11 protein-coding genes are annotated in these 12,584 nt (G+C 66.1%); 6 read left to right on the forward strand and 5 right to left on the reverse strand.

Going from position 1 to position 12,584, the window contains the following annotated elements; all coding sequences use genetic code 11:
- Positions 1 to 65: 65 nt before the first annotated feature.
- From ACVMB1_RS24310 to ACVMB1_RS24325, 4 genes are read left to right on the forward strand one after another with little or no spacing between them, the layout of a single operon-like run.
- Positions 66 to 1,022: an ABC transporter permease gene (locus ACVMB1_RS24310; RefSeq protein WP_076830660.1), complete on the forward strand. Its 957-nt coding sequence runs from the start codon at positions 66 to 68 to the stop codon at positions 1,020 to 1,022.
- The gene (locus tag ACVMB1_RS24315; protein WP_028334911.1) at positions 988 to 1,905 is read left to right on the forward strand and encodes an ABC transporter permease; all 918 of its coding nucleotides are present in this window, start codon (positions 988 to 990) and stop codon (positions 1,903 to 1,905) included. The genes ACVMB1_RS24310 and ACVMB1_RS24315 overlap by 35 nt, the downstream gene beginning before the upstream one ends.
- On the forward strand, positions 1,902 to 2,882 hold the full coding sequence (locus tag ACVMB1_RS24320; protein WP_141340051.1) for an ABC transporter ATP-binding protein: 981 nt from the start codon (positions 1,902 to 1,904) through the stop codon (positions 2,880 to 2,882). Before ACVMB1_RS24315 ends, ACVMB1_RS24320 begins: the two co-directional genes overlap by 4 nt.
- On the forward strand, positions 2,879 to 3,847 hold the full coding sequence (locus tag ACVMB1_RS24325) for an ABC transporter ATP-binding protein (RefSeq protein ID WP_076830657.1): 969 nt from the start codon (positions 2,879 to 2,881) through the stop codon (positions 3,845 to 3,847). Before ACVMB1_RS24320 ends, ACVMB1_RS24325 begins: the two co-directional genes overlap by 4 nt.
- A 187-nt stretch (positions 3,848 to 4,034) precedes the next feature.
- Here ACVMB1_RS24325 and ACVMB1_RS24330 read toward each other — a convergent pair whose 3' ends face one another.
- Positions 4,035 to 4,997: a LysR family transcriptional regulator gene (locus ACVMB1_RS24330; RefSeq protein ID WP_076830654.1), complete on the reverse strand. Its 963-nt coding sequence runs from the start codon at positions 4,995 to 4,997 to the stop codon at positions 4,035 to 4,037.
- A 100-nt stretch (positions 4,998 to 5,097) separates the two neighbouring features.
- Here ACVMB1_RS24330 and bla point away from each other — a divergent pair, with 100 nt between their 5' ends.
- The gene (gene bla / locus ACVMB1_RS24335; protein ID WP_076830651.1) at positions 5,098 to 5,997 is read left to right on the forward strand and encodes a class A beta-lactamase; all 900 of its coding nucleotides are present in this window, start codon (positions 5,098 to 5,100) and stop codon (positions 5,995 to 5,997) included.
- Positions 5,998 to 6,031: 34 nt separating this feature from the next.
- On the opposite strand, the gene ACVMB1_RS24340 is transcribed toward bla, so the two are convergent.
- Complete coding sequence (locus ACVMB1_RS24340; protein ID WP_076830648.1) at positions 6,032 to 7,453, reverse strand: amidase; 1,422 nt, start codon at positions 7,451 to 7,453, stop codon at positions 6,032 to 6,034.
- A 222-nt stretch (positions 7,454 to 7,675) separates the two neighbouring features.
- On the opposite strand from ACVMB1_RS24340, the gene ACVMB1_RS24345 reads away from it, so the two are divergent.
- Positions 7,676 to 8,590: an ankyrin repeat domain-containing protein gene (locus ACVMB1_RS24345; RefSeq protein ID WP_158074220.1), complete on the forward strand. Its 915-nt coding sequence runs from the start codon at positions 7,676 to 7,678 to the stop codon at positions 8,588 to 8,590.
- A gap of 115 nt (positions 8,591 to 8,705) precedes the next feature.
- On the opposite strand, the gene ACVMB1_RS24350 is transcribed toward ACVMB1_RS24345, so the two are convergent.
- The 3 genes from ACVMB1_RS24350 to ACVMB1_RS24360 form a co-directional block, all read right to left on the reverse strand.
- The gene (locus ACVMB1_RS24350) at positions 8,706 to 9,272 is read right to left on the reverse strand and encodes a c-type cytochrome (protein ID WP_244558909.1); all 567 of its coding nucleotides are present in this window, start codon (positions 9,270 to 9,272) and stop codon (positions 8,706 to 8,708) included.
- Positions 9,273 to 9,519: 247 nt separating this feature from the next.
- Positions 9,520 to 11,229 (reverse strand): pyrroloquinoline quinone-dependent dehydrogenase, encoded by a 1,710-nt coding sequence (locus ACVMB1_RS24355; protein ID WP_076830639.1) that lies wholly within the window; start codon positions 11,227 to 11,229, stop codon positions 9,520 to 9,522.
- Between the two features lie 406 nt (positions 11,230 to 11,635).
- The gene (locus ACVMB1_RS24360) at positions 11,636 to 12,574 is read right to left on the reverse strand and encodes a carbohydrate kinase family protein (RefSeq protein WP_076830636.1); all 939 of its coding nucleotides are present in this window, start codon (positions 12,572 to 12,574) and stop codon (positions 11,636 to 11,638) included.
- Positions 12,575 to 12,584 lie beyond the last annotated feature (10 nt).

The following is a 12,584-nucleotide window of genomic DNA, read 5'->3' on the forward strand; positions in this document are numbered from 1 at the left end:
TCGCCTTTCGACTGGAAGCAAGATCAACGTGCTCAAGGTGCGAGCGTCAGTTAGATGATCTCTCGATGAGTCAATATATCCTGCGTCGCCTGATGATCGCGATCCCGAGCCTGCTCGGGATCTCGCTCGTGCTGTTCGTCGTGCTGGCGCTCGCGCCGGGCGATCCGTTCAGCGAGCTCGCGACCAATCCGAACGTGCCGCCCGAGGTACAGGCCGCGTTGCGCGCCAAGTTCGGCCTCGACGACCCAATCTATCTTCGCTACCTGCACTGGCTCGCGGCGATGGCGCAGGGCGACTGGGGCTTCTCCTTTGTCAGCCGGATCAATGTCGACACGCTGATCCTGCAGCGGCTGCCGACCACGCTCTACGTGATCGGCTCGGCGCAGCTGCTGGCGCTGTTGATCGCGATCCCGGTCGGCGTCTATGCCGCCACCCGGCCGTATTCGATCTTCGACCAGCTCGCCAACACCTTCGCCTTCATCGGCTTCTCGCTGCCGACCTTCTTCACCGGCATCCTGTTCATCCTGGTGCTCTCGGTGAAGCTGGACTGGCTGCCCTTCGTCTACACCGACGTGCCGGGCAGCGGCATTCCCTGGCTGCTGGAGATGATCCGGCAGGCGATCATGCCGGTGATGGTGCTCGGCCTGTTCCAGGCGGCGTCGATGACCCGCTTCGTGCGCTCGGCAATGCTCGACGTGATCCGGCTCGACTATGTCACCACCGCCCGCGCCAAGGGACTCGGACAGGCCAAGGTGATCGTCAAGCACGTGATGCGCAACGCGATGATCCCGGTCGTCACGCTCATTGCGCTGCAAATGCCTGCCGTGTTCGGCGGCGCCATCGTCACCGAGCAGATCTTCCGGATTCCCGGCATCGGCTCGCTGCTGATTTCCTCCATCCTCGCCAATGACACGCCGGTCGTGATGGCCGTGACCTTCGTCTTCGCGTGTCTCGTGGTGCTGTTCAACCTGATCGCAGATGTCCTCTATGGCTGGCTTGACCCTCGCATCTCCTTCCGCTGAGCGGCGCGGCTATTCGCCCTGGCGCGAAACCTGGCGGCGCTACCGCCGGCACCGGCCGGCCGTGGTCAGCGCCGTGCTGCTGCTGCTGCTGATCGCGGCCGTCGTGATCGGCCCGTTCGTCTGGCGCGTCTCGATCAGCGACATGGACGTCGTGGCTGGCCTGCAGGGCCCCTCGCTGGCGCACCCGTTCGGCACCGACGATCTCGGCCAGGACCTGCTCGCCCGCATGATCTATGGCGGGCGCATCTCGCTCGCGGTCGGTCTCGCCGCGATGCTGGTCTCGGTGTTCGTCGGCACGCTGATCGGCGCGCTCGCCGGCATGTCGCGCGGCGCGCTCGGCTACGCGCTGATGTGGCTGACCGACTTGTTCCTGTCGCTGCCGCAATTGCCGCTGCTGTTGATGCTGATCTATCTGTTCCGCGACGGGCTAAAGGCGATGTTCGGCCCGGAGGGCGGCATCTTCATCCTGATCGTGCTGGTGATCGGCGGCTTGCGCTGGATGCCGGTCGCGCGCCTGGTGCGCGCCCAGTTCCTGTCGCTGCGCGAGAAGGAATTCGTCGAGGCGGCGCGCGCGCTCGGCGCGAGTCCGGTGCGCCAGGTGGTGCGCCACATCCTGCCCAACGCGCTGGGACCCGTGATCATCGCCGGCACGATCGACGTCGCCGCCGCCATCATCGCCGAATCGACGCTGTCGTTCCTCGGCCTCGGCTTCCCGCCGGATACGCCGACCTGGGGCCGCATCCTCTATGACGCCAAGGACTTTCTCGACATCGGCCCGCATTGGGCGCTGTTTCCGGGCGGCGCGATCTTCATCGCGGTGGTCGCCATCAACTTCATCGGCGACGGGCTGCGCGACGCGCTCGACGCGCGCAAGGTGATCTGATGGCGCTGCTCGACATCAAGGGCCTGAAAACCCATTTCACCACCGACGACGGCATCCTGCAGGCGGTCGACGGCGTCGACATCAGCATCAACCGCGGCGAGACGCTGTGCGTGGTCGGCGAATCCGGCTGCGGCAAGACCGTCACCGCGATGTCGATCCTGAAGCTGATCGCCATGCCGCCGGGCAAGATCGTCGAAGGCGAGATCATCTTCGAGGGCCGCGACCTGGTGCCGCTGACCAGCCACCAGCTCGATGACATCAGGGCCAAGGAGATCGGCTTCATCTTCCAGGAGCCGATGACCTCGCTCAATCCGGTGCTGACCATCGGCGAGCAGATCGCCGAGAGCCTGCGCCGCCACGAGGCGGTGACCAAGAAGCAGGCGCTCGAGCGCACCATCGAGATGCTGAAGCTGGTGCAGATCCCCAACGCCGCGGGCCGCGTGCATCATTATCCGCACCAGTTCTCCGGCGGCATGCGCCAGCGCGTGATGATCGCGATGGCGCTGGCGTGCCGTCCCAAGCTCGTGATCGCGGACGAGCCGACCACCGCGCTCGACGTCACCATCCAGGCGCAGATCCTCGACTTGTTGCAGGACATGAAGGAACGCTTCGGCATGGCGGTGATGCTGATCACGCACGCGATGGGCGTCGTCGCCGAGACCGCGCAGCGCGTCGTCGTGATGTACGCCGGCAAGGTGGTGGAGGAGGCGCCGGTCGACGAACTGTTCGGCAATCCCGGCCATCCCTACACTCAGGGCCTGATCCGCTCGATCCCGCGCATCGATCTCGACGCCGCGCACAAGACGCGGCTGGAGGCGATCGGCGGCTCGGTGCCGATCCTGATCAATCCGCCGCCCGGCTGCCGCTTTGCCGCCCGCTGCAAATACGCCATGAGCATCTGCACCGAAAAGGAGCCGCGGCTGCGCGAGATCGCGCCCGGCCACCGCATGGCCTGCCACCTCGGAGACGCGTCATGACCGAGCCGCTGCTGCGCGTTTCCAATCTGAAGAAGCATTTTCCGGTGCTGGGCGGCCTGCTCTCGCGCGAGGTCGGCCAGGTCTATGCGGTCGACGGCGTGTCGTTCTCGGTCAACCGCGGCGAGACGCTCGGCCTCGTCGGCGAATCCGGCTGCGGCAAGTCGACCACCGGCCGCTGCGTGCTGCGCCTGATCGAGCCGACCTCGGGCGAGGTCGTGTTCGACGGCCGGAGCGTCACCGGCCTCGGCGGCGGCGACCTGCGCGCCATGCGGCGCAACATGCAGCTGGTGTTCCAGGACCCGTTCGCCTCGCTCAATCCGCGCATGACGGTCGGCGCGATCCTCGGCGAGCCCTTCATCATCCATAACCTCGTGAGCTCGGCCAGCGAGCGCGAGGACCGCGTCGCGAGCCTCCTGGTCAAGGTCGGGCTGAAGGCCGAGCACATGCGCCGCTACCCGCACGAATTCTCCGGCGGCCAGCGCCAGCGCATCGCGATCGCCCGCGCGCTGACGCTGGAGCCGAAGCTGATCGTGTGCGACGAGCCGGTCTCCGCGCTCGACGTCTCGATCCAGGCCCAGGTCATCAACCTGCTCGAGGATCTGCAGGCCGAGCTGAACCTCACCTATCTGTTCGTCGCCCACGATCTCTCGGTCGTGGAGCACATCTCCGACCGGGTCGCGGTGATGTATCTCGGCCGCATCGTCGAGCTCGCCAAGGCCAGCGATCTCTACTGCAACCCGCAGCACCCATACACTAAGGCACTGCTCTCGGCGGTGCCGGTGCCGGATCCCAAGGCGAAGCGCGACCGCATCCGCCTGAAGGGCGACGTGCCGAGCCCGATGAATCCGCCCAAGGGCTGCCACTTCCACACGAGATGTCCAATCGCCGAGGAGCGCTGCCGGCAGAGCGCGCCGGAGTTGCTGGAAGGCAGGAACGGGCATTCCGTGGCGTGCCATCTGGCGTAGGTCGCGCGCCAGATGCGATAGCCAGCCGGCGCGGGAGCGCACCGCCTAAAATATCGAAAACAACCCCATGCAAAGTAGCCGGCGGCTGCGGGCGTCCGACACGGCACTTGACATGTCGGGCAAATCAGCGGCATCATTCGATAATTCCGAAATAATGGCGACGATAGTTGAATCACGTCGTCAGACGTTAACGCCGCTTGGTCTTGGTCCGCGGCTTCGGTCCGGCCTTTGTCTTGATCTTCCGCCGCGGTGCAGGCGCGACGGCGTCCTCCACCTCATTCACCTCCGTCCGCAGCGTCTCGAGCAGCCAGTCGCGAAACGCGCGCATGCCCGGCGTCACCTCGCGCGACTTCAGCCAGGTCAGCCAATAGGATCCCGCCGGGACCTCGGCCGCGAACGGACGCTTGAGCCGGCCGGTCGCCAGCTCATTTTCGAACATCGCGATCGGCACCAGCCCGACGCCGACGCCGCGCGCGGCGGCCTCGGCCATCGCGACCGAACTGTCGAAGATCGGCCCCTGGATTTTCGGACACGGCGCGCCGGCGACCGCAAACCATAGCGGCCATTCCTCGGCGCGGTAGGACCGCAGCAGGAATTCCTGCGCGAGATCGGACGGCTTGCGCAGCCGGTCCGCCGCGTCGGGGCAGCACACCGGCGAGAGCGGTGCGGACAACAGATGGATCGCCTCGGTGCCGTGCCACGAGCCGTCGCCGAAGCGCAGCGCGAGATCGAGCCCGTCGCCTGCGATGTCGACGCGGTTGTTGTTGGTGAGCAGACGCAAATCGATATAGGGATGCGCGCGCTTGAAGCGGTCGACCCTTTGCAAGAGCCATCCGGTCGCGAACGTCGTGACGCAGCCGACGGTCACGACCTCGCGCGTGCCCTTGGCCTCGATGCGGTCGATCGCGGCGCCGATCCGGTCGAGCGCGTCTGACAGCACCGGCAGCAGCACCAGCCCCTCGTCGGTGAGCACCAGCCCGCGCGGCAGCCGGCGGAACAGGCTCGTGCCCAGGAGATCCTCGAGCTGCTTGACCTGATGGCTGATCGCAGTCTGCGTCACGCGCAGCTCCAGCCCGGCGCGGGTGAAGCTGAGCAGCCGCGCGGAGGCCTCGAAGGCGCGCAGCGCGTTCAGCGGGAGATGCCGGCGCACGGCGTCATGACCAAGTTTTCCTCATGTCTCGCTGTATAAATGATTGTTTGTGCGCCGTCACGCCGCCCGGCAGGTTCGCGCCGCCAACGGGAGATTCGACATGCTGACGAGACGGACATTTGGATTGCGCGCGCTGGGCCTTGCGGTGTCCTGCACTTTGCCGCGGCAAGGCGCAGCGGCAGGACCAGGCGAGCCGGCGCAGCGGCTGCAGCAGGAGTTTGCGCGCATCGAGCTGGCAACCAGCGGCCGGCTCGGCGTCGCCGCGCTCGACATGGAGACGGGATTGCGCGCGAGCCGGCGCGGCGACGAGCGGTTCCCGATGTGCAGCACCTTCAAGGCGTTGGCCTCGGCCGCGGTGCTGCACCGGATCGACCGCGGCGAATCCAGCCTCGATCAGCAAATCCGGTTCGAGGCCAAGGATATCTTGGCCAACTCGCCCGTCACCAAGGAGCACGTCGCCTCGGGCATGACGCTTGCCGAGCTTTGCGAGGCCGCCATCACAAGGAGCGACAACACTGCGGGCAACATGATCCTCCGCGAGATCGGCGGGCCAGCCGGCCTGACCGGCTTCTTCCGCACCATCGGCGACAATGTGAGCCGGCTCGATCGCTGGGAGCTGGCGCTGAACGAGGCGGTATCAGGCGATCCGCGCGACACCACGAGCCCGGTGGCGATGCTGAAGGACTTGCAGCGCGTCGTGCTCGGCGATGTCCTGTCCGCGGCCTCGCGCCAGAAACTGATCGATTGGATGGTCGCAAACAAAACCGGCGACGCAAGGCTGCGTGCCGGCGTGCCCCGCGACTGGCGGGTTGCCGACAAGACCGGCACCGGCGAGCGCGGGACCTACAACGACATCGGCGTGTTCTGGCCGCCCGGCCGCAAGCCGATCGTGGTGACGGCTTACCTGACCGGGGCAAGTGCTCCCATCGAGAAGTGCAACGAGGTGATCGCCAATGTCGCGCGCGCCGTCGCCAATGCGAGCACCGGGCAGACCGGCTAAACCGGCGACGCCGCGACCGGCGGCGCCGACAACATCAGGCCGGCCAGCGACCAAGCAAGTCGCTCGCCGCCTCGAACAACGCTGCAACGCGCAATAGTTCGGCATCGGCCCGGAAGCGGCCGACCAGGTGCAGTCCGATCGGCAGGCCGTCGCGGCCGAAACCTGCGGGGATGCTGACGGCGGGATGCCCGGTCATGTTGAACAGCATGGTCCAGGGAAACCAGTGCGGCCGCACGCTGTCGAAACTCCGGCCGTCGATCTCGATCGTGCCGAACAGGTCCTGGTCGATCGGCAGCGCCGACCGGGTCAAGGTCGGCATCGCCAGGAGATCGCCGCGCGCGAACAGCGACTGCACCCGGCGGAAGAGCGCGGTGCGCTCGAACATCGCCCGCTGGTAGTCGACACCGCTGACCTGGGCCGCCAGCGCGAGCTGCTTCAGGAAGGTTGCGCTGAGATCATCCGGATGATCGGCCGCGAGCTTCTCGAAGCGGGTGCGCCAGACGGTGTGATTGATCGCACGCCAGATCGGCTCGATGTCAAAGCCGTCGCCGGAAAACTCTTCGAGCTCGGCGCCGAGGCTCGCCAGACGGTCGAGGCTTGCCTTGAACGCGTCAGCCACATCGGACGTGACCGGACGCCGCGGCGGCGACACGCAGAACAGCACCCGCCGGCCCTTGAGGTCGCCGCGCGGGGCGGCAAGCCCGAGATAGTCAGGCACCGGCACCCCGATCGACCAGGGGTCCGACGGATCCTCTCCCGCCATCGCCTGCATCATCAGCGCCGTATCCGCAACGGTGCGCGTGGTCGGCGTGACATAGGTCTGGTTGCCGAAAGCGTCCTGCACCTGGCTATGCGGGATCACCCCGTTGCTCTGCTTGATTCCGACCACACCGTTGCAGGCGGCGGGAATCCGGGTGGAGCCGCCGCCATCGGTCGCAACCGCCAGCGGCGCGATGCCGCTCGCGACGGCCACCGCCGCGCCGCCGCTGGAGCCGCCACTGGACCGCTCGGCACTCCATGCATTGCGGGTCCGCCCGAACAGCGGCGAGTCGGTCAGGCACTTGCTGCCGAACTCCGGCGTCGTGGTCTTGCCGATCAATATGCCGCCCTGGGCACGGAGGCGGGCCACCGCGACGGCGTCATTGTCGGGCACGTTGTCCCGGTACGGCACCGCGCCGAAGGTCGTCCGGACGTCTTTGGTGTTGACGATGTCCTTCACGGTGAAGGGGATGCCGTGGAGCAGACCGGCCGGCTCGCCAGCCGTGATTTGCCGCTCGGCAGCTTTCGCCTGCGCCATCGCCGCGTCACCGCACAGCGTGATGAAGCAGTTCAATTCGGGTTGCAGCCGCTCGGCACGGGCGAGCACCGCGCGCGTAACCTCGACAGGCGAAACCTCCTTGCGGGCGATGCGCCCACGAAGCTCAACGGCAGACAGCAGACACAGATCGTCGCTCATTTGGGCAAGGACTCGCGTCAGATAGGGTCGACGCCCGCATCGTGCCGCGCTGCAAGCGGCAAGTCCATCGGCTCGGACGCATGGCGAAAGGCCACGGAGCCGCGACGGCGCATGGCCTGCCGGCGCGGCGGGCCCTTCCCGGCCGCGCGGCTTGGCAGCGACGGAGGATCATGCGACGCTCGACCGAATGGCGCTGCTGTCAGCATGACGGAGGACCACGCCTTGTATCGCCGCATCCCCCTCGCCGCGCTGATCGTTGCCGGCAGCGTGCACGGCAGCCTCGCGGCGCTCGATCCGGCGCGATGCCGCGAGCTGATCCGCAAATACGAAACCGACAAGGCCCAGCTCAGCGCGATCGAGATCTCGCTGTCGCTATTTGCGGCCGCCAATGCCGATTGCATCAACCTTGCCACCGAGCTGCTCGATCACGGCGCCTCGGTCGACGCGCGGGACCGGCTGGGCGCAAGGCCGCTGAGCCACGCCGCTCGCTCCGGCCATCTTGCCATGGTCGACCTGCTGCTGGCACGCGGCGCGCCGCTCGATGCACGCAACCTCGCGGGATCGACCGCGCTGTATTTTGCCGCCGAGCGCGGCCATGTCGCGATCGTGCAGCGCCTGATCGACCGCGGCGCCGACGTCAATCTCACCGGACGCAGCGGCGCCTCCCCGGTCGCGGCCGCCGCCTATGCCGGCAGGGACATGGTGGTGCGCATGCTGCTGGCGCACGGCGCCGACGGCCGCAAGGCAGACGACACCGGCAAGCCGCCGGTCGTCTACGCCGCGGCGGGCGGCCAGCTCGGCATCGTCAAGCAGCTGCTCGCGCACGAGATCGACATCAACGCGCGCTACGCCAACGATCTGACGCTCCTGATGTGGGCCGCCGGCCCTGACGAGACCGTGCCGGAGGCGCAAGCACTGGAGGTCGTCTCGTACCTGCTGGAAGGCGGCGCCAAGGTCGACGACCGCGATGCGCGCGGCCGCACCGCGCTGATGATCGCCGCCGAAGGCAATCATCCGGCGATTGCCAGGACACTGCTGGCGCACGGCGCCGACCCTGCGCTGGCCGACAAGGCCGGCAAGCACGCCGCCGATCTCACCATCCTCTCAGTGCTGCGCGAAGAGCTGACGCCGCGTTGAGGCGACTTGCTCGGACGTCATGGCCGGGCTTGTCCCGGCCATCCACGTCTTCTTTTGCCTGGATACCAAGACGCGGATGCCCGGGACAAGCCTGGGCATGACGAGTGCCCGCCGCTCACAGCCCCGCCAGATAGTCCACCAATGCGGCAAGGTCGTCGCGCGACGTTGCCAGCATCAGGTCGGACATGCCGGGATTGTTGCCGCGCGCACGGGTGCGGAAATCGGCGATGGTCTTGGCGAGATAATCCCGTCCCATGCCGGCAAGCCGCGGCACCGTGCCGTCGCCCTGGAAGCGATCGAGATGGCAAGCCGGGCAACCGACCGAGCGGCTGGCGCTGACCGCCTTCTCCGCCACGTCCTTGGGCGCGCGCGGCTGGCCGAGGTCAGGCCACGGCTTCTGCGAAAAATATTCCGCGATCGCCAGCATATCGTCGCGCTCGAACTGCGCCGCGATCGGCTGCATGATCTCGTTCTTGCGATCACCGCGCTTGAAATCGCGCAGCTGGATGTAGAGATAACCGGCCTGCTGGCCCCAGATCGTCGGAATGGTCTTGTCGACGGGCTTGCCGTTCTCGCCATGGCAGCCGGCGCAGACCTGTACTTTTTCCTCAATCGTCTCTGCGCGCGCCTGCGCTGCCATCAGCAACAGCGCGACGCCGCAAATCATCAATTTACCGAACATTGGCTCATCCTGAGGCGCAGTATCGGTCCACCTCCGTCATTGCGAGGAGCTCGCGACAAAATTGCAAAGCAATTTTGCGCTGGAGCGACGAAGCAATCCATGCTTCCACAAACGCGGCACAATGGATTGCTTCGCTTCGCTCGCAATGACGTGGCTGGACCTTTTATCCGACCAAAACAGAGGCGGGACCGAACCGGTCCCGCCTCGCCGTCAATGTTTGCACGCGTGATGATGCATCAGGCCCGGCTCAGTCGAGCGTGAAGGCGATGATGTTGTTGCCACGCTTGTAGTCGAGCTGGGTGTTACCGCCCGCGCCGACCACGATATATTGCTTGCCGCCGACCATGTAGCTCGACGGCGGCGCGTTGACGCCGGCGCCGGCGCGGAAGCTCCACAGCTCCTTGCCGTTCGACGAATTGTAGGCCGCGAACTTGCCGTTGCCCTCGCCGGTGAAGACCAGGCCGCCGGCGGTGGCGAGGATGCCGCCGATCATCGGCTCGGGCGTGTTGACCTGCCATTTGATCTTGCCGTTGTTGTAGTTCACCGCGGTGATGTTGCCTGCCTGCTTCTCGCCCGGGATCACCTTGAAGGCGCCGCCCAGCCAAAGCTTGCCGTTCGGATAGGCCGAGCTTTCGACGTGGTAGGTCATCGGCTGGTGCAGATTGATCGCGTAGGCCAGCTCCTGTCCCGGATCGGTTGCGATCGGCGACCATTCGACGCCGCCATTGGCGCCGGGCAGCATGCGCGCGCCTTCCTTGGTCGGCAGCACCCACATGTTCTCCTGCGGCACCATCGCCTCGGAGAAGCGGATCAGGCTGCAATCCTTGCGATCGTGCACATAGATGTGCCCGGTCTTGCCGGCATGGATGACGCCGGGAATCGTCTTGCCGCTCTTGTCCTTGACGTTGACCAGCACCGTCGGGCTGACCGCGTCGAGGTCCCAGACGTCATGGGCGATGTACTGGAAGTGGCAGACATACTTGCCGGTGTCGAGATCGAGCGAGACCAGCGAATTGGTGTAGAGGTTGTCGCCGGGCCGGTTCGACCCGTCGAGGTCGGGCGACGGGTTGCCGACGACGAAGTAGATCCGGTTGGTCGCGAGATCGACCGACGGGTTCTGCCACACGCCGCCACCGAGCTTGGCATAGGGATCGCCGATCTTGGCGAGCATGTCCTTCTCGGCCTGGATATTGCGATGCATGTCACGGCCGGTGGCATCCTTGGTCGCCCAGACACCGACGGAGTTCTCCGGAATGGTGTGGAAATTCCAGAGCTGCTTGCCGGTCTTGGCGTCATAGGCGCGCACGAAGCCGCGGATGCCGTACTCGCCGCCATTGGTTCCGATCAGCACCTTGTCCTTGACCACGGTCGGCGCCATCGTCTCGCTGTAGCCGAGCTCGGGATCGGCGATGTTGGTGGTCCAGACCACCTCGCCGGTCTTGGCGTTCAGCGCCATCAGCTTGGAATCGAGCGTCGCCAGATAGACCCGGTCGCCGAGCACCTGGACGCCGCGATTGTTGGGACCGCAGCAATAAACCGTGATCGGGCCCATCTTGTGGGCGTAGTGCCAGAGCTGCTGACCGGTCTTGGCGTCGAGCGCATAGACATGGCTGAACGACGTCGTGACAAACATCACGCCATCGACGACGATCGGAGACGTCTCAAGCGATTCCTTGACGTCGGTCTGGAAGATCCATGCGACGTGCAGGTCCTTCACATTGTCCCGGCTGATCTGCTTGCCCGGATAGAATCGCGTCTGGGCATAGTTGCCGTTGGTGAGCAGGAAGTCCCTGGTGTTCTTGTCGGCGGCGTTGAGCTGCTCCTGGGTCACCGGAGAAACATTGGCGTTGCCGAGGACCGACTGCTTCTCCTGCTTGACTTCCTGCGCGATGGCGGCGCCCGACAACAGGCCAACGCCGAGCGCGGCGGCGAATGCCGCAATCCCTCTCACATACATATCTTCCCCCGTTGTTTCTTGGTTGCAATATTAGGGATGCGTGTCTGCTACTTCCCTTCGAGGCCCGGTCGCCCTGGCGAGCCCGCAACCCGTTGCGTGGCCTGGTTGCGCTGCAATAGACGATCAAAAAAGGACGAAGACAGGTATCGATGGATGGATTCCATGTTAGCGCGGTCTTTCACAAAGACAACCGATGCGCTCAATGCGAAGCCGAAGCAGCATGACTTCGCACGATCGAAATGCAGCGATCGCGGGTTGGCATCAAATCCGAGCGATATCGGGTGCTTCGGACGCTTTCACGCATCGCCGGGCAGATTTGCCTTCGCAGGCGCAGCACGCAAAATGAGACTAAGCGTCAAGCGACGGCATCGCGCGGGAGGCCGCGCCGGCTGAGGCCCTGCATGGCTTACCAATAGTCGGCCGGCAACTCCCGGCTGCGCGGCGGATCGGCGCCGGGCCGCGTGCAGGTGAAAGCGGCGCATTTGCAGGCAAAGGACAACGCACGGGTCAGCTCGGCTGCGGAGACGTCGCGCAACTGCGGCTGCGCGATCCGGTCCAACCGATGCAACGCGGCGAGCAGCGCCGCCTGAAAGCTGTCGCCGGCGCCGATCGTATCGACGACGTTGACCACCGGCGCTTCGGCCGCGATCGGTCCTGCCTTGCGATGCCAGGCGCAAGCGCCATCATTGCCGCGCGTAATGACGACGAGCGATGCGCCGCCCGACAGCAGCGTCTCGGCCCGCGCAGCATGGGCCTCGTCACCGAACAGATAGGCGAAGTCGACGTCGGACATCTTTACGATGTCGGCATTGCCGCAGAACGCCAGCATGCGCGCGCGATAGGCGTCCTTGTCCTTGACGAGGTTCGGTCGGCAGTTCGGATCGAGCGAGATCGTCACGTTCGGCCGCGCATCCTCGATCAAGGCCAGCGTCTCCGCCGCACCCTTGTCATGGACCAGCGTGGTCGAGCCGGTGTGCACGCAGGTGACGCCGTCAAGCGCGACCGCATCGCGCCGATAGGTCCAGTTCCGCGACGCAGTGTCGGCGTCATAGAAGGCGTATTGCGTCTCGGTGCCGGTGACGCGCGCAAAGGCCAGCGTGGCCTGGCGATTGCTCCGCGTGGCGCGACGAAGATCGACGCCGGACGCCGCGGCATGATCGGCGATCATCCTGCCGAAGGTGTCGGTCGAGATGCCGCCGACAAAGCCGGTGGGAACATCGAGCCGGGCGCTGCCGATCGCGATGTTGAGGCAGGAGCCGCCGACGGCGGGCGTCAAGGCCTCACGTCCGTCCGCCGTCTTCGACGGCAGGAAATCGATCAGCGCATCTCCGCAACTCAGCAGCATGGGGCAAACC

This window comes from Bradyrhizobium sp. USDA 4504, from assembly GCF_054063995.1.

Excerpts from the sequence above, each read along its gene's own strand:
- ACVMB1_RS24310 (WP_076830660.1), top strand. The coding sequence starts at position 66 with ATGAGTCAATATATCCTGCGTCGCCTGATGATCGCGATCCCGAGCCTG.
- ACVMB1_RS24315 (WP_028334911.1), top strand. The coding sequence starts at position 988 with ATGGCTGGCTTGACCCTCGCATCTCCTTCCGCTGAGCGGCGCGGCTAT.
- ACVMB1_RS24325 (WP_076830657.1), top strand. The coding sequence starts at position 2,879 with ATGACCGAGCCGCTGCTGCGCGTTTCCAATCTGAAGAAGCATTTTCCG.
- bla (WP_076830651.1), top strand. The coding sequence starts at position 5,098 with ATGCTGACGAGACGGACATTTGGATTGCGCGCGCTGGGCCTTGCGGTG.
- ACVMB1_RS24340 (WP_076830648.1), bottom strand. The coding sequence starts at position 7,453 with ATGAGCGACGATCTGTGTCTGCTGTCTGCCGTTGAGCTTCGTGGGCGC.
- ACVMB1_RS24350 (WP_244558909.1), bottom strand. The coding sequence starts at position 9,272 with ATGTTCGGTAAATTGATGATTTGCGGCGTCGCGCTGTTGCTGATGGCA.
- ACVMB1_RS24355 (WP_076830639.1), bottom strand. The coding sequence starts at position 11,229 with ATGTATGTGAGAGGGATTGCGGCATTCGCCGCCGCGCTCGGCGTTGGC.
- ACVMB1_RS24360 (WP_076830636.1), bottom strand. The coding sequence starts at position 12,574 with ATGCTGCTGAGTTGCGGAGATGCGCTGATCGATTTCCTGCCGTCGAAG.